This window comes from Sphingobacterium yanglingense, assembly GCF_004363245.1.
Lineage (GTDB): Bacteria > Bacteroidota > Bacteroidia > Sphingobacteriales > Sphingobacteriaceae > Sphingobacterium > Sphingobacterium yanglingense.
In genome coordinates this window covers 875,958-893,891 of the sequence record NZ_SNYV01000011.1, presented here as the reverse complement: position 1 = coordinate 893,891, position 17,934 = coordinate 875,958, and the positions used below count along the sequence as shown (strand labels likewise).

Annotated in this window: 12 protein-coding genes; 9 read left to right on the top strand and 3 right to left on the bottom strand. The window is 43.6% G+C overall.

Going from position 1 to position 17,934, the window contains the following annotated elements:
* Positions 1-7: 7 nt before the first annotated feature.
* Positions 8-1,615 (top strand): RagB/SusD family nutrient uptake outer membrane protein, encoded by a 1,608-nt coding sequence (locus CLV99_RS06110; protein WP_133583589.1) that lies wholly within the window; start codon positions 8-10, stop codon positions 1,613-1,615.
* Between the two features lie 93 nt (positions 1,616-1,708).
* Positions 1,709-4,408, top strand: coding sequence for a M14 family metallopeptidase (locus CLV99_RS06105; protein ID WP_133583588.1), 2,700 nt, complete (start codon positions 1,709-1,711; stop codon positions 4,406-4,408).
* A 214-nt stretch (positions 4,409-4,622) separates the two neighbouring features.
* Here the strand turns inward: CLV99_RS06105 and CLV99_RS06100 are convergent, their stop codons facing one another.
* Complete coding sequence (locus CLV99_RS06100) at positions 4,623-5,450, bottom strand: DUF6929 family protein (RefSeq protein WP_133583587.1); 828 nt, start codon at positions 5,448-5,450, stop codon at positions 4,623-4,625.
* Between the two features lie 204 nt (positions 5,451-5,654).
* Here CLV99_RS06100 and CLV99_RS06095 point away from each other — a divergent pair, with 204 nt between their 5' ends.
* From CLV99_RS06095 to CLV99_RS06065, 7 genes are all read left to right on the top strand, one after another.
* Positions 5,655-6,257, top strand: coding sequence for an RNA polymerase sigma factor (locus CLV99_RS06095; protein ID WP_133583586.1), 603 nt, complete (start codon positions 5,655-5,657; stop codon positions 6,255-6,257).
* Between the two features lie 61 nt (positions 6,258-6,318).
* Positions 6,319-7,512 (top strand): FecR family protein, encoded by a 1,194-nt coding sequence (locus tag CLV99_RS06090; RefSeq protein WP_133583585.1) that lies wholly within the window; start codon positions 6,319-6,321, stop codon positions 7,510-7,512.
* A gap of 66 nt (positions 7,513-7,578) precedes the next feature.
* Positions 7,579-10,974, top strand: coding sequence for a TonB-dependent receptor (locus tag CLV99_RS06085; protein WP_133583584.1), 3,396 nt, complete (start codon positions 7,579-7,581; stop codon positions 10,972-10,974).
* Positions 10,975-10,976: 2 nt separating this feature from the next.
* The gene (locus CLV99_RS06080) at positions 10,977-12,650 is read left to right on the top strand and encodes a RagB/SusD family nutrient uptake outer membrane protein (RefSeq protein WP_133583583.1); all 1,674 of its coding nucleotides are present in this window, start codon (positions 10,977-10,979) and stop codon (positions 12,648-12,650) included.
* Between the two features lie 2 nt (positions 12,651-12,652).
* Positions 12,653-14,158, top strand: a complete 1,506-nt coding sequence (locus tag CLV99_RS06075; protein ID WP_133583582.1) for a Gfo/Idh/MocA family protein — start codon at positions 12,653-12,655, stop codon at positions 14,156-14,158.
* Positions 14,159-14,160: 2 nt separating this feature from the next.
* Positions 14,161-15,147: a Gfo/Idh/MocA family protein gene (locus tag CLV99_RS06070; protein WP_133583581.1), complete on the top strand. Its 987-nt coding sequence runs from the start codon at positions 14,161-14,163 to the stop codon at positions 15,145-15,147.
* 23 nt (positions 15,148-15,170) lie between these two features.
* Positions 15,171-16,859, top strand: coding sequence for a GMC oxidoreductase (locus CLV99_RS06065; protein ID WP_133583580.1), 1,689 nt, complete (start codon positions 15,171-15,173; stop codon positions 16,857-16,859).
* A 114-nt stretch (positions 16,860-16,973) separates the two neighbouring features.
* Here the strand turns inward: CLV99_RS06065 and CLV99_RS06060 are convergent, their stop codons facing one another.
* Both CLV99_RS06060 and CLV99_RS06055 read right to left on the bottom strand, forming a co-directional pair.
* Entirely contained in the window at positions 16,974-17,216 is a 243-nt protein-coding gene (locus CLV99_RS06060; protein WP_133583579.1) for an Ada metal-binding domain-containing protein, read from the bottom strand.
* Positions 17,217-17,219: 3 nt separating this feature from the next.
* Positions 17,220-17,933 (bottom strand): 2OG-Fe(II) oxygenase, encoded by a 714-nt coding sequence (locus tag CLV99_RS06055; protein WP_133583578.1) that lies wholly within the window; start codon positions 17,931-17,933, stop codon positions 17,220-17,222.
* Between the last annotated feature and the right edge of the window lies 1 nt (position 17,934).

Sequence of the window (17,934 nt, the reverse complement as noted above, 5' to 3'; positions counted from 1 at the left end):
AAAGTAAATGAACAGCAAATTCTTACCAATAATAGCTTTAATAGCGACAGTGTTTTGGGGATGTCAAAAGGATTTTCTTGAAACCAAATCAACCGAAACAGTGGATGAAGAAGCGATCTTCACCAACACGAAGACAGCAATGATGGCTGTCAATGGATTGCACAAGTTGATGTGGACACCGGATTTGTCGACTTCAGCCTTTTATGGGGGGTACGATATGTTGATGATATGGTATGACGTGATGGGCGAGGATCTGGTATACACCTATTCCAATGCGCAGTTCCAGACGCAGGCACAGTGGGCTACCCATCGTAAACCTACGGTAGGTAGTGTCGAACATTTTTACCGCCTAATGCAGTATTTTGTTTCCAATGCGAATATGATTATTGATCGTATTGACAATATCGATGGTCCTCAGAGCGAGAAAAATAACATCAAAGGACAGGCTATGTTCTATAGGGCCTTTGCGCATTTTACAATGGTACAGATGTATGGAGAACGCTATGTATCTGGTCGTGAAAATACGCAGATGGGAATTGTACTTCGAAACGATAATTCTAGCGAACCCCGGAAAAGAGCAAGTGTAGAAGAAGTGTATGCGCAGGTCAATAGCGATGTAGATGAGTCTATCAATTTACTTTATGCTACAGATGTCAAGAGATCGAGTAAAGCACATATCAATGTACATGTGGCACGTGGTCTAAAAGCTCGCGTGTTGCTTGCACAGGGCCACTGGTTAGAAGCCGCAGAAATGGCGGATCAGGTTGTAAAGAAATCAGGGGCTCAGCTTCAGGCTGATACGTACAAGACTTTGGATAATAGATTTGCTGATCAGTCGAATAGCGAGTGGTTATGGGGATCTAAACCTTTATTGTCGCAGGGCAAAAGCTTGACCCATTTTCATGGATATATGTCCAATGAGAATATCAGCTATAACCAGAATACTCCAAGGGCTATTTATAACCTATTGTATAATCGGATCAGTGCTACAGATGTACGTAAATCCATCTGGTTTCCGAAGGCAATTGACAAATCTGTCACTCCACGTCCTTTGGTTCCGCCTTCCACAAACTCAAAATATGCCAATTATATGGCTAATAAATTCCTCGTATCGGATCCACAGACAATTGGCGAAAGGGATATTCCATTTATGCGTCTGCCTGAGATGATGTTGATTGCAGCTGAAGGGTATGCACGAGCTGGTGGACATGATGCACAGGCCGCTGAATCACTCTTCACCTTAGCCCGTCATCGTGACCCGCAATATCAGAAGACGACCAATACAGGCGATAACCTGATTGATGAGGTGATGTTCCAGCGCCGGGTCGAACTATGGGGAGAAGGATTCCGCTTTTTGGATCTGAAAAGATTAAACATGGCACTGGACAGAGGTCCTAAACCACGTGCAGGTTACAATCAGGGCAATTGGTCGAATAGTATGACTACGATGCCTACCAATGTAGACCCACTGGCATCCAACTTTAATATGTATGGCAATGGTACGGTAATCGGTGAACCGAACCGTTACAGACCGGCAGATAGTAAAGAATGGCAATGGGTATTACCGGAAAAAGAGGTGGAATTGAACCCGCTATGTATACAAAATCCGTTATAGGCCGCAGAAGAAGCCTATAATGTAAACTGTTTTTACCTGATCGATAGGCCAAAAGAAATATCGGTCAGGTAACGAACAAAAAATATATACAAGATGAAGATTAAGAATATAATATTAGCTGCTCTCGCATTATCCTTTTGGAATTCGGATATACATGCACAAAACATTAGTACTCCCAAATCCCATTTTGGTTTTTCCATCGGTGATGACTATCAACTGGCCAATTATAAGCAGATGGAAAGCTATTTTCTAAAAGTAGCCAAAGAGTCTAATAGAGTATTGATACAGGAAGCTGGTGTCACTGAAGAAGGACGTAAACAGTATCTTCTGGTTATCTCTTCTCCGGACAATCTGGCTCAGGTAGAGAAATACCGCAAGATATCACAGTCTTTGGGCAGAGCAGAAGGGCTTACGGACCAGGAGGCAAGAAAACTTGCTGGCGAAGGCAAGCCCATCGTTTGGATAGATGGTGGTATGCATTCCAATGAAATGGTGGGGTCACATCAGCTGATAGAGACATTCTACCTGTTGGCATCTAGTCAAAGTCCGGAAATACAGAACTACCTGGATAAGGTGGTTGTTCTAATGTGGCATGTTAACCCCGATGGGCAGGATCTATTGGCCGATTGGTACATGCAGTATCCGGATACCGACAAAAGAAATATGTCCATCCCAAGGCTTTATCAGAAATATGTAGGGCATGACAATAACCGAGACTTTTATATGTTCAATATGAAAGAAGCCAGCAATCTGGCAAAGGTCATGTACATCGACTGGTTACCACAGATTGTTTACAATCACCACCAGACATCACCGGCTGGGACCGTAGTGGCAGGACCTCCGTACCGGGATCCTTTCAATTATGCCTACGATCCTCTTCTAGTTACGGGGATAGATGGCGTTGGCTTTGCGATGATCAATCGGCTGAATGAAGAGAATAAGTCTGGCTATGCACGGATGGATCAGTCTACTTTTTCTACCTGGTGGAATGGTGGCCTACGGACAGCTCCGTATTTTCATAACATGATAGGAATACTGACTGAAACCACGGGTAACCCTACACCATCTGAAATCAAATTGGTTCCCGAACGCTTGATTCCGAGAAATGGACTACCTAATCCCATTACACCTCAAAAGTGGCATTTTAGACAGTCTATAGATTATTCGGTCTCGATGAATATGGGGATACTGGACTACGCCGCTCGCAATGGGGATAAGCTCTTGTACAACTTTTACAAAATGGGACGGAACTCCATCGAGAGGGGGAATACGGATTATTGGACCGCTTCGCCAAAATATATCGAAGCAATGAAAGAAGCCTATCAGACCGATGCTAAAGCGAAGAAAGGAACGGAGGAAAGTGGCAGTAAATCCCGATTCGCATCGATTCCTAGTGTTTACTTTGAGAGCGTACTACGTCGCCCAGAAAATAGAGATCCCCGGGTGTACATACTGTCTGCAGATCAGGCCGACTTTGGCACAGCGATCAAGTTTGTCAATGCATTGATAAAGTCTGGAGTATATGCATATCAAGCGACAGCGGATTTTCAGCATAATGGAAAACGCTATCCTAAAAACTCCCTGATTGTAAAAGCAAATCAGGCTTTCAGACCACAGGTTATAGATATGTTTGAAGCACAGGACCATCCGCACGACACACAGTACGAAGGAGGACCTCCTGTCCGTCCATATGATGCTGCAGGCTGGACGCTGGCGATGCAGATGGGGGTAGATTATGATCGCTTCTATGAGGATGTAGAAGGACCATTCCAGAAGCTGCCTTACGGAGAGATGATCGTTGCAGAGAATACTGTCCTTCCCAATAGTAAGGGTGGATACCTCATTAATGCAAAAGCAAATGATGCCTTTTTGATCGTAAACCAACTGCTTGGTAATGGCGGTAAGGTGTACCGCGATGCAGGATCCAAAGATTTTTATGTAGACGCCGCCATGAAGGATAGATTGCAGAAGGCAATAAACAACTCTGGACTGCGTGTACAGGCTGCGTCGAAAAAGCCGACAAACTTAATAGCACTTAAACCCTTGAAAATAGGTTTGTTCGATCACTATGGCGGTTCTATGCCTTCAGGTTGGGCACGCTGGATATTGGAGCAATATGGCTTTGAATACACTTGTTTTTATCCGCAGGATATTGATAACGGAACCATTGATAAATACGATATTCTGCTATTTATTGGTCAGGGGATTCCGGAAAGAAATGATAAAGTAACCAAATTCAGACAGCCAGATACAAACCTTGTTCCCGAAGAGTACAAATATCTATTGGGACAGGTCTCTCAAGAAAAGTCTATACCGGTTCTAAAAAACTATGTAGAAAAAGGAGGAAAGATTCTTACTGTAGGATCTTCGTCGGAGTTGGTCTATCATTTTAATCTACCGGTTACTGATCCATTGGTTATCGAAGGAAAAGACGGTAAGGAGAGCGCATTGTCAAGTGCAGATTACTATATCCCGACCAGTATACTCCAAGCGAATCTGGATGTTTCTTTAGCTGAGAATTATGGTTTGGATCCTAGTATCAGTATCGTTTTTAACAATAGCCCGGTATTTAAACTGGAGAATAAGAAAGACTTATACGCAATAGGAAGTTTCCAAACGGAGAAGCCGCTATTAAGTGGTTGGGCACATGGCCAACAGTATTTGAAAGGCGGATCTATAGGATTAGTCGCGCTGTTGGGCAAAGGAAAACTATTCGCATTCGGTCCTGAGATTACTAACCGTGCACAGAGTCATGGCACGTTTAAGCTATTGTTTAACCAATTGTACAATTAATAGCTTGCTATTGGTTAACGGTACGTACGGGGGGAAGCTCATGACCTCAGTACAGGAGACAACGCCTATCCATTTGGATAGGCGTTGTCTTTTATTACAGGTCTGTTTCATTACAAAATATTCTTCGTATTCCGCTGTGCCACCAAGTCTTATTGTTGTGGCTTGCTGAGATGCACCTCTTAAAAAGAGACGTAGGCTTGGATGTTTTAACAGCTTACCTGGAGAGACGCAGTTGGTAGATTGTACTCTTATTTTCATTGTTGTCAGGATCCTCGCACAATAAAAAGGTCAATTCTTTTTCCGTTGATCGATAGAGCGTAATTCCTTCAAACTTCTGGTTATCCGAGATCGTTGTGATCTGATCTATCTTCAATGTTGCAATATCGATGACTCCCAGTTGTGATCCACCTATCGCTCCATCATGGTAGCTTGAGGCTCCCTTTTCGGCTGCAGCCAAGAAATAAATCTTATCATCGACCAGAACTGCATCCGTGAAACCACTGATCTGTCCATTAAGACGAGGTAGGGTAACGGGATGGAATGTGGGTTCTGCGCCCAGAGACAGATCGATTTTAATAATCCCATTTATTGCATTCGGGCCATTTCCTCTATTGAACAATAATAGTGTATCCTGATAGTATAAACTGCCTTCTATATTAAAGTCTGCTGGCGAAATGGAAAGCTGCTCTTGTAGGTTTGTATAGAATTCCGATAGGTCCGATCTCGTCGGGGGAGTGCTGTCTTGAGAAAAGAAACGGAATGATTGTGTTCTATTGCTTGCCGAACCAGAAGGAAAGAGCCAAAAACTGTCTTCATAAAAAGTCATAGCCTCCAAATCGAGTTTGATCTTTTTCTGAACCTGTTCGTTCTGATCCTCCATATCGACAAGAAGGTGTTTTTGTAGATTCTGGGAGGATAATTGGTACTCGTATAGATAATTACTGTTGTCCGATACGATAAAAAGCTTATCGTCTTGATAATAGAGGCCAGAAGCGGCAGATATACCGGTTATCAAAATAAAAAAATCCAAAATAAACTTCATGATTCAATATAGTATATGTTTAACGATCATACTGTCACAGAAGGATCTAAATTACAAAAAAGTTCATAGATCCGTTGACCTCACTCCAAGGATAGGGATAGATCTTTTGTGTATTGACAGGAAGGGCAGAGATGCTGTTTATTTGAAATAAACTATATTTAATTAGCATATATTTCTAAATTTGAATACATAACCTATTTTGAGATGAACAGTTTTAAATCTTATGAGAAGACCATTATTCTTCAACTTAAAGAGTCGGATCAGGATTCATTAACTGTCTTATATTCTAAATATGCGAAGAAGGTTTTTTCTTTGGCGTTCTATATCTTGAAGGATCAGGCTTGGAGCGAAGATGTGGTACAGGAGGTCTTCATTCACCTTTGGACTACACGAGAAGACATCGACGAAAACAAGGATATCTGGTTGCTCCTATATATCATCACAAAGCAAAAAGCATTGACCAAACTTCGGTCTATCATGCGCTACGAGGTACATAAGCAGTACCATTGGAGTCTTGTCAATGAAAAGTGTGAACCTGTAGAGGAAGAAATAGCCTTACGCGAACTTAAAGAGAATCTGGATAAAGCCTTAAATAAGCTGACGCCGACGCAAAAGCAAATCTTCAATTTAAGCCGATTTGATGGATTGACCCACTATGAAATCGCTTCCAAATTGTCCATATCTCCCAATACCGTCAAGAACCATATGGTCGCGGCAATGAAAAGCCTCCGCTTGTATCTACAGGAAAATGAGTTTCTGGGTATCATCATTTTTATAGGATTTGAATTTATTTTGGATTTGATATAGTCCTATTGGTTGACCACTGGCGTTCTCACTATATAATAACCAAAAGTAGTAGAACGCCAATATGCAAGCCAACGAACGAATAACGTATTTAGTAGAGAATTACCTTAATAAGACAATTTCAAAAGAAGAGTACAAAGAGCTCTCTGATTGGATTGTACAAGCCGATTTTCAAGAAGTAGAAACCCTATTTGAAGCGGAGATCCACAAACAGGACAATTGGTATAATGATTCAGTTGCTTTCGGTGGAGAAGCGAATGTATTAAAGGAAATACAAAATAAAATAACGCAGTCCGAAAGGAAAGTATTTGCCTATAAGCGTTGGGCTTATTATGGGGCAGCAGCTAGTATTCTAATTTTTACGCTGATGTTATTTAAGCCTTGGCAGAAAACGGATTTGGTTTCTTCTGATCAAGTCAACGACAAAGTTGTTTCCGTAGATGACAAAGGCGATGATATTGATATCTTGGCAGATGCAGGGGGGCACTTAAGCTTCACCGACGGTGAAATCGTTACTATTAGCAAGCAACAAAAGGCGTTTATCGATTGTGATGGTGTCCGTTATCAATTTTTAGCGGACGGTGGCGTTCGTTTGCAGCCCCTTGATACAGCTTCACCACATCAAGCTAAGCATACCTTTTTTACCAACAGAGGTGACAAAGCAAATATTATTCTTGCCGATGGAACATCGGTATGGCTCAGTAGCGCATCTTCTTTGGTATATCCGACCACCTTTGCCGACGACAAGCGTATGGTGGAGGTACATGGAGAAGCCTTTTTTGACGTCAGTCACAACCCCAATAAGCCATTTGTCGTAAAATCAAACGATACGGAGATTGAAGTATTGGGCACGCAGTTTAACATGCGTGCATACCCCGAAGTTGATTTTTCAGAAACCACACTCGTTTCAGGTAGTGTACGCGTTAGGAGCAAGAATAGCCAGCGTAAGATTGTTCCGGGGCAACAAGCGACCGTGAACAAAAAAGGAGAGGTAGCTGTGGTTACTGCTAATCTTCAAGATGTGCTGTCTTGGCAATCGGATGTATATCGTTTTTCCAATCTTACTATAGAAGAGATATTGACAGAATTAGGACGGTGGTACGCTATCGAAGGAATCGACAATCGCAGTACGCTCCAAGAACGGTATACTGGAGTACTATCTAAGGGCAAGCAACTATCGGGGATATTAAGACAGCTGGAGACTATATCCACACATCGGTTTATTATTCAAGAAAGGAGGATCGTGATTATGAATTAATAAAAAGCAGTATAGATAAAAACCATTTATGTACTAAAACAAAATAACTAACTATAAACTATTGCTATGTATAAAAATAGAATCAGTATTGCATTAATGCTAATACTAACCATAGGCTTTATGCATGCGTTTGCTCATGGGTACGGTCAGAAGGTATCCCTGAAACTAACCAATGCAAATCTAAAGGAGTTGATGACGCAGATTCAAAAACAAACGGGGTATGACTATTTGGTTAGTCAAAAACTATTGAACAGCGTCGACAGAATAAACCTAGATGTAGAACAAAAAGATCTTGAGACTGTCTTGTCCAAGTGTTTTGAACCTTTAGGATTAAGTTATGAAATTCGGGATAAAACAATATTTATAAGACATAAAACACAAAAAACTGCTGCGGTCGATATCTCAACACGGGTACAGCAGCAAAAGATATCGGGTACGGTCAAAAATAACGAAGGTACGCCGATCTCAGGTGTCACCATTACAGTGTCAGGTTCTACAGCAGCCACTTCAACAGATGAAACAGGAGCATTTTCATTGGACAGAGTAGTTATAGGCCAGAATTTAAGTTTTTCCATCATAGGGTATTTAAGTGCTCAAGTCAAAGTGCAGAATTACGATGCCTTAAATGTGGTGCTCGAAGAGTCCGTCAAAGGATTGGATGAAGTGGTCGTGGTAGGTTATGGAACACAGCGCAAACGCGACCTGACCGGGTCGGTCGAGCAGATTAGTGGCAAGGATCTGAAGAGCATGCCTGTTCGCAATGCAACGGAAGCCCTACAAGGACAGGCGGCTGGTGTACAGATTACCTCTACAGGTGGTAGTCCAGGCACACCTCCAGCGGTACGTATCAGAGGTATCGGTACGGTCAATGACAACAATCCGCTATATGTGGTAGATGGGTTACCTCAGGGCGATATCGGATGGCTCAATCCCAATGACATCCTCTCGATGGAGGTGTTAAAAGATGCTTCGGCAACAGCTATCTATGGTTCAAGGGCTGCTAACGGTGTTATTATGATTACGACACAGAAAGGACCCCAATCAGGAAATGAGCTGACGAATCTTATTAATTTTGATGCATATCTAGGCTTGCAGAACCCGGTCAAGGTATACGACATGATGAATGCAACGGAGTTTATGGATTATAAGAACCTGGCGAATACGAATGCAGGTTTGCCTGCATTTTTCTCAGAAGAAAACAAGAAAGAAGTACTCCAGTTCCTAAAAACCAATACGGGATCTACTGAGGGAACCAATTGGTGGAAAGAAATCAACCAGAAAGATGCGTTGATCCAAAATTATGATATTGCCATTTCGGGAGGGATGAAAAATCTTTCCTATCGCACCAGTTTAAATTATTTGGATCAAGAGGGGATTATTAAAGGGTCTAACTATGATCGTATATCCTTTCGGACTAATATTGAGCACAATCTCAGAAGCTGGCTTAAATTCTCCGCTAATATCGGGGTAATATCTGAAGGGAGGGGTAATGTCTTAGAAGGCAGTCCAGGATTCAATACGGCTTTTATCGCGTTCGTGGCGGATCCTATTTCCCCGGTGTATCGGAACAACCTACAGGATATCCCCGATTTTCTAAAAGCAGGACTGTTCTTGGATCGGATAGATCCTAACAATCCCTGGTCTATGTATAGCCCTATATTGATGACTAATAAGGAAAACCCAGTCGCGCAGACGGAAATCTATAAGAATAACCGATGGAAAGGAAAAGCCATAAAAGGAGGAGGGAGTGTAGATATCAAACTTACGGATTGGTTACGTTTTAGAAGCAATATCGGTGTCGATCTAGCGACCGGAGTATCCAATTCATTTACTCCTAAGTATTATCTCAATGGCAATCAGTTTAATTCTGATGCTACAGTTGGAGTATCTAATTCCAAGACAGATTATTATGTTTGGGAAAATGTACTCAGTCTAGACAAAAAGTGGGCGGATCATTATGTAACGGCTTTGGTCGGTACATCTGCCGAGCAATGGAAGAGCGAATCCTCTGGAGCTTCCAAGCAGGGGTTGGTTTCCAATGCGGAGAGCCAGTGGATTATTGACGCAGCGAGTATCAATCCTCAGGCATCGGGTTCCAAATGGGAGAGCGCGTTGAACTCTTATTTTTCGCGCGTATTCTATTCCTACAAAGACCGCTATATGCTCACGGCCAATTTCCGTTATGATGGATCGTCCAATTTTGGGAGAGACAACAAATGGGGAGCTTTCCCCTCACTTTCGGCCGGTTGGAATTTTGGGGAAGAGGACTTTGCCAGTAATCTGAATTGGCTGTCGAGTGGTAAGCTCCGCGCGAGCTGGGGACGTATCGGCAATCAGAATATCGGACGGGGAGCTTATCTAACCACCTATTCTGGCAACCAGGGATACTACTATTTTGGGCAATATAACCCACAGTTAAGTGGAGGAAGTAGTTCTATTGGGAATGCAGCGATTAAATGGGAAAAGACCGAACAGATGGATGTCGGTTTGGACTTATCATTTCTTGATAGAAAGCTAGACATTACCTTGGATTACTACAAAAAGACGACAGATGGCATGCTGCTCAATGTGCCTCTGCCCAATTATCTAGGCTATAGCAATAGCCCTTGGAGTAATGCTGGTAAAGTGGAAAATAAGGGCTTTGAGCTAGCGGTTAAGTATACCAATAAGATTGGTGAGTTCGGTTATTCCATTGCAGCAAATGCCGCTACACTCAAAAACAAGGTACTGTCTTTAGGTGGTGGCGAGCCTATTCCGGGAGGCGGATGGATCAGTTATACAACCACGCTGACGGAGGTAGGTATGCCGATCGGTTACTACTATGGATTCAAGACAGACGGTATATTCCAAAACCAAGCCGAGATTGATAATTATGTACAGGCTGGAGCGGTACCAGGAGATTTAAGATTTGTAGATATCAATAATGATGGCGTGATCAATAGCAGCGACCGTACCAATATTGGCGATCCATTCCCAGACCTGACTTATGGGTTGAACCTGGGCGCTTCCTACAAGAATTTTGACTTTAGGGTTTTGGCACAAGGGGCAATTGGCAATGACATTATGAATATTGTCAAGATCGATATGAAGTCTGGTGTTGGATGGTACAATGCCCCGAAGGAATTGATGTCCGATGCCTGGTCTCCGAATAATCCGAGCAATAGTCAATTTAAAATCAGTTCATCCAATCAGAGCAATTTACAGATTTCCGACTGGTTGGTCGAAGATGGATCTTATTTACGTATAAAATCTGTACAGCTTGGGTATACGCTTCCAAAACATGTATTGCGAGGTATGAATAATCTGCGGTTCTGGCTGAGCGGCTACAACCTGTTTACCTTTACAAAATATACAGGTTTAGATCCCGAGATAGGAAGTAGTTCACCACTTAGCATGGGAGTAGATCAAGGTTACTACCCAGTGGCTAAGTCATGGATGTTTGGAGTTAATTTAAGCTTTTAATTATGAAATTCAACCGATTAATCATACTGACTGCAGTAGCTGCATTAGGTGTATCAGCCTGTAAAAAAGACTATCTGAATAGAGATCCCTATGGTATCCTCAACGAAGAAGAGTTTTTCAAAACCGATGGCGCCGGTCTGAAGATGCTGACATCTTGCTATCAACCGATGGCTGATGGGTGGGGGTATACGGTCAATAAAGTTGCGATCATGGACGAGAGTGTGGACAATGCCGATGCCGGAGGATCAGATCCAGGGGATAGGCCACAGACCACCGAAGTAGGTCGCGGTCGACCTTTAAGTTCCAATGCACTATTGAATGAGACCTGGTCCAACCGATATAGGGGTATAGGCAAGTGTAATCAAGCTTTGGCTGGATACCAAAAGGAGGGAGGCAATCTAGTACAGAATGGAGTCAAAGTATCTGCCGAGACTTTGGCACGCTACATCGCTGAGGTGAAGTTTTTGCGTGCTTGGTATTACCTGGATCTTGTAACCGTATTCAAGTCTGTCCCCTTAATTACAGAAGTCGAAGACCCTTCAGTGCGTAAGGCTAAGGCCAGTGTTGAGGAACTGAGAACCCAGATTTATAGCGACCTAGATGAGGCTATTAATTCACCACACTTACCTAGATTGGCTTCCATGGCTAGCGCAACTGAGGCTGGACGGGCCTCCAAAGATGCCGCATTGACGATCAAAGCTCGAGCTGCGTTATTTTTTGCTGGTTTGATGGAGAATGCACAGATGCAGGGCGATGCAAAGGCGGATTACGAGCTGGCGCGGATAGCTACAGAAGATGTTATTACCAAGGGTAATCTAAGCCTGTTACCGGATTTTAATGACCTGTATCGAGGAGACTACAAAGTCGGTCCTTTTTCAAAAGAAGTTCTCTTTGGCGTAATGCGTAATTATGACCCCGCTTTTGGTATGGGCGGTGATGCTTTTGCTATTATGAATGTAGGACGTAACAATGTAGGAGGTTGGGGAGGTAATACGCCTACGAGAGATTTGGCTAGTAGTTTTGATAGCCGGGATCCGCGCAAGATGCTGACCATTATCAGCCATGAGGATATCTTTTTAGCATCCAATGGGAGTAATGAGGTGCACAATTACAAAGGCTATTTCAATGATTTTAATTTGCAGCACAGCAGAAAAGCATTTGTCCCTCAACAGTATCGGCAGAATAATGACCTGCAGCGAAGCAATTGGCAGCCTTACTGGATCAGATATGCCGAAGTGCTGTTGATCAATGCTGAGGCTACGGTCAAGACCGGTGGCAGTACCGTTACTGCGCTGGATCGCCTTAATCAGGTCCGTCGTCGTGCATTTGTCACTACGATCAAAAAAGATGGCCCAGCAGTTTATAGGCAATTTGCCAAGGACCTCAAGGAGATTACAGATCAGGAATTTAACACCACTTATGCTATTACCAGTTCTGATGATGTATTGGCCGCTGTTAAAAAAGAAAGAAGAAATGAATTGGCTTTAGAAGGTTTCCGTTTATATGATCTAATTCGTTGGGGTACTTATGTTAGTACGATGAAGACATTCTATACCACTTATGGTTTTGCGGACAAGGGTCGGGATGTGACGGACAAGAGTTGGCCTTTCCCTATTCCTCAGGTAGAAATTGACCGATCCAATAATGTATTAGTTCAACACGATAATTATTTGTAGAAATGAAAAATTCAAGAAGAGATTTTATTAAGAATACCGCTTTAATCACAGGTTTTTCCATTGTTTCCAATACCGTGCTAGGTAAGAAATTCGGTCATGTGGCACCTAGCGATCGGTTGAACATTGCCGGCATAGGTGTCGGCGGTATGGGGCGCCGCAATCTGGCCAATATGAAGACTGAAAATATAGTTGCATTATGCGATGTCGATTGGCGTTATGCACAGAAGACCTTCAACGACTATCCCAATGCCAAGAGGTATAAAGATTGGCGAGTGATGTTTGACGAAATGAAAGATAGCATCGATGCGGTTATGGTCGCTACGCCCGATCATACACACGCAGGTGTTACAGCACATGCAATTACACTGGGTAAACATTGCTATACCCAGAAACCGTTGACCCATTCTGTATACGAATCGCGGTTATTGACCGAACTTGCTAAAAACTATGGCGTAGCTACCCAGATGGGAAATCAGGGTAATTCGTTTGACTGGTGCCGTGAGATTGCCGAATGGATACAGTCTGGAGCTATCGGAGAAGTGTACGAAGTGCATTGTTGGACAGATCGTCCGATATGGCCCCAGGGATTGATGAAACCGAAGCAAGGTGTTCCGGTTCCTGATACCTTGGATTGGAATCTGTTTTTGGGACCAGCAGAACGACGTGATTATAATCCCGTATATACTCCATGGAATTGGCGCGGTTGGTGGGACTTCGGTACAGGAGCCTTAGGCGATATGGCCTGCCATATTATGGATCCCATCTATTGGGCCCTAAATCTAAAATACCCAACCAAAGTCAATGGAAGTTCTACATTGAGCAATCTCTATTCACCACCACATGCAGAGGTGGTCAAGTATACATTTCCAGCGCGGCCTAAGGTAGGGCAGGTCAATATGCCCGAGGTCACAGTACATTGGTATGATGGAGGACTGCTTCCTGATAGGCCTTCCGAGTTAGCTCCAGGTATGATGATGGGGGATGAGAATGGCGGAATTATTTTCGTCGGTAAAAAAGGGAAAATTATGACCGGTTGTTACGGGATGAATCCAACTTTATTACCTGTGGAGAATATGAAACATTTCCAGAAGCCCAAACCTTGGATTCCTCGTATTCCAGGAGGCAATGGTGATATTTGGAACACCAATGCCCATGAACAGGATTGGATTCGAGCTGCCAAAGAGTCCAAAGCAAATCGTAAAGAGTCCAGTTCACATTTCGGCTTTTCAGGGCCTTTTAATGAGATGGTCGTAATGGGCGTTTTAGCGGTACGCTTACAGGGATTACATCGTGAGTTACTGTGGGATGGAGAGAAGATGGAGTTTACCAATATTTCTCCCAATGACGAAATCAAGATTGTTTCGATAGATGAATTTGAAGTAGTCGATGGCGATCCAAGATTCAATAGGCAATACCAAGAAGTCAACGCACAGCAGGTGGCGCGCGAATGGATTAATCACACGTACCATAATGGATTTTCTCTACCACCCATGCCCAAAAAGAAATAATTATGAATAGCAGAAGACAGTTTATTACACAGTTATCACTTGTAGGCGGGGGGATGCTATTGTCCAACACCTTATCCGCACATACAACAAGTGCGTCATTTAAGAAAATAGGTGTTATCGGCCTGGACACATCGCACAGTGAGATGTTCACCAAAGATATCAATCAGGGTAGTCTTTCCAATCGGGGCTACCGCGTGGTCGCAGCCTATCCACACGGTAGTCCGGATATCCCTTCTGCATTGGAGATGAAACCTCGGATTACACAGGCCATGCGCGATATGGGAGTCGAAATTGTCGACTCCATCGCTGCACTGCTCCAGAAGGTCGATTACATACTATTGGAGTCCAACGATGGGCGTGTCCATTTAGATCAGGCTACCCAGGTCATCAAAGCTGGCAAACCTCTCTTTGTAGATAAACCTATGGCCGAAGACTTATCCAAAGTAAAAGCTATATTTGAGTTGGCACATCAGCATAAAGTACCGATTTTCTCTTCTTCTTCCTTACGTTACGACCAATTAGTGCGTGAGGTTCGAGGAGGTAAAATAGGCAAGGTGCTCGGTGCAGATGTATATACCCCGGCCGAGATTGAGCCACATCACATTGATCAGGCCTGGTATATGATCCATGGTATCGAGATGCTATTTACCGTTATGGGAACGGGTTGTAAAGAGGTGTATCGGGTATTCCATCCCGACTTCGAGCAGGTCATAGGGGTTTGGAATGATGGGCGTACTGGTACCGTACGTGGTATACGGAAAGGTGCATCCAATATTGCTGGGATAGCTTTTGGAGAGACGGGTATATCACCGTTGGGACCTTTCTCCGGATATGGACCTTTGGTGTCAGAGATCCTGACCTTTTTTGATACGGGCAAAGCGCCCGTACCAGCGGCTGAGACGATAGAAATATTTCAATTCATGGAGGCCGCCCAACGCAGTAGTAAAACCGGAGGCACCGTTTCGTTGCATACGGTACAAAATCTTTAACTTTACGAGATAACAAGGATTTAATGATAGAAAAAGAGCAATTCGGGGCCATCGTGATAGGCTCAGGTATTTCAGGAGGATGGGCGGCAAAAGAGTTTTGCGACCAAGGAGTGAAAACCCTCCTTTTGGAGCGGGGCCGTGATGTCAAACATATTAAAGACTATCCGACAGCATATCAGGATATCTGGCAGTTTGACCATCGCAACCGAGTGCCTCTCGCGATAGCTCAGGATAACCCTATTCTATCTAAGTGCTATGCCTTTGGCGAAGACACAATGCATTTTTTTACTAAAGATAAAGAGCAACCCTATATCCAAGAGCAGCCCTTCGACTGGATACGTAGTTATCAGGTCGGGGGTAAGTCGCTCACTTGGGCCAGGCAGGTACAGCGCTGGTCTAACTTTGATTTCGAAGGACCGGATCGTGATGGATTTGCTGTAGATTGGCCGATCCGTTACCAGGACATAGCGCCTTGGTATAGCCACGTCGAAAAATTTATCGGTGTTTCTGGAAAAAAGGAGGGTAATGCAGCTATGCCTGATGGGGAGTTTCTGCCCGCTTTTGAGCTCAATAGTGTAGAGAAGGTGATTCAGCAGCGTATCCATACGTATTATAACGATAGGCAGGTAATCAGTGGCCGTTGTGCACACGTTACCCAACCACAGGCCGTCCATATTGCACAGGGGCGGAGCCAGTGTATGGCACGTTCCCTATGCTATAGGGGCTGTCCGTTTGGAGGCTATTTTAGTTCTAATGCATCGACTATTCCATGGGCAGCTAAGACTGGACATCTTACACTTCGCCCAGATTCTATTGTACATTCCATTATCTATGATGAGGACAAGGGAAAGGCTGTCGGTGTCCGTGTGATAGATAGACAAAGTAAGGAGACCCAAGAATATTATGCCCCTGTTATATTTGTCAATGCATCTGCTTTGGCCACTAACCAGATTTTATTAAATTCAAAATCAAGAAGATTCCCTAATGGTCTTGGCAATGATAATGGTTTGTTAGGACGATATGTTGCTTTTCATAACTATATGGGACGTATCTCGGGTGATGTCGATGGTTTTGAAGACAAGTACTACTACGGCAAGCGGCCGACACAGCCCATTATCCCCAACTTTCGAAATGTAGTGCGACAAGAGACCGATTTTTTACGGGGTTATGCCTCTTTCTTCTCTGCATATAGACCGACAGGAGGGCATATAACTGAGACGGTAGGTGCCGACTATAAAGACGCTCTATCTATGCCAGGACCATGGAAAGTATCGATGATGATGCAGGGAGAGACTATCCCTAAGGCCGAAAACCATGTCAGGCTTAGTGATACAGCTGTGGATGATTATGGGGTTCCCCAGCTTATCACCGCTGTAGGCTACCAAGAAAATGACCATAGAAGCCTTGAAGATTTCCTAGAGCAGGGAACCGAAATGTTGGAGCATGCGGGAGTTAAGAACATTCAGCAGAATAGATCCACACAGAATCCCGGCCTTGATATCCACGAAATGGGAGGAGCGCGAATGGGGCATGATCCTGCTACATCTATCCTTAATAAATGGAACCAGATTCATACCTGTCCGAATGTATTTGTGACTGATGGAGCTTGTATGACATCTACGGGGACACAGAATCCCTCTTTGACATTCATGGCTCTTACGGCCAGAGCAGTATCATTTGCCGTTTCCGAACTGAAGAAGGGTAACCTATAAAGGGAAAGGATGGTATTCAATTAGATTTTACACGTTTTATAGAAAGCCCACCAATCGTCCAGTAACTCTAAAAAGGCAATAAGGTTTGTCCCTGTTCCGTTAGTTTATTCTGCATCACGGACCGTACCGCCATTTTTTATAAGCATCCCTTTTACAGTGTCCGCATGGACGATAGCCATTGTTTTTTGCTTCTTCTTCCGACGCAAAGAATACCCTGTTCTTTCGTGTCATTCGTTTTCCCGATCTACAGTCCAAAGTCCCATAGATCTTTAGTTTTGCATTGCCGCCCCAAAGTATTTCTCCGTTTCGGATTTTCGTCCGTAGCTCACCATCCGTAATTTCATTATGCCGTATCATCGTTTAGCTTGTCGCATCATGGAAAATAATTCCTAACGCATATCGTTCACCTGTTTTCACCTCACTCACCCCATGTTTCATATTCACACGGTAGTAACCTCTGGTGCCTTTTTCAGGCTTAAAGTTGGTCGTAAAGATTACAGCATCACCCTTTCTTGGCTTGAGGACTATGGCCTTAGATTGCGCTCTTGGTATCTGCTGGGTGAGTACCAACTCGCCACCAGTAAAATCCTTGTCTGGTTCACTCAACATGATTACCAACTGGATAGGGAAATACACCGTGCCGTATAAGTCTTGGTGTAATGTGTTGAAACCACCCTTACCGTATTTCAAGATCAGGACAGTAGCTCTTTCCTGTCCATTTTGATGGCATTGCTCTAGTAGATCGCGATGCTCGGACGGAAAATTAGTTTCGATATTCAGCACCTCAAACCATTTATTGGCAATAGGAGTGAGTCTCGTGTAGATATGACTTCTCAAGGTGTGGATCAAGTCCGGTAGTGGATAGTTGAAATATTTGTAGGCACCAAGTCCGAATCGATGGCGCTCCATTACGACCGTCTTTCTATAGAGATGCGGATTATCGTAATCAGATTTCAGCTGGTCACACTCCGTCTCCGACAGTAACCCCGGAATAATGGCATAACCATTCTGATACATTGTTTCAGCGACTTGTCGCCAATCTGTTTCTTCTATTTTCTGTATAATATCATTCATC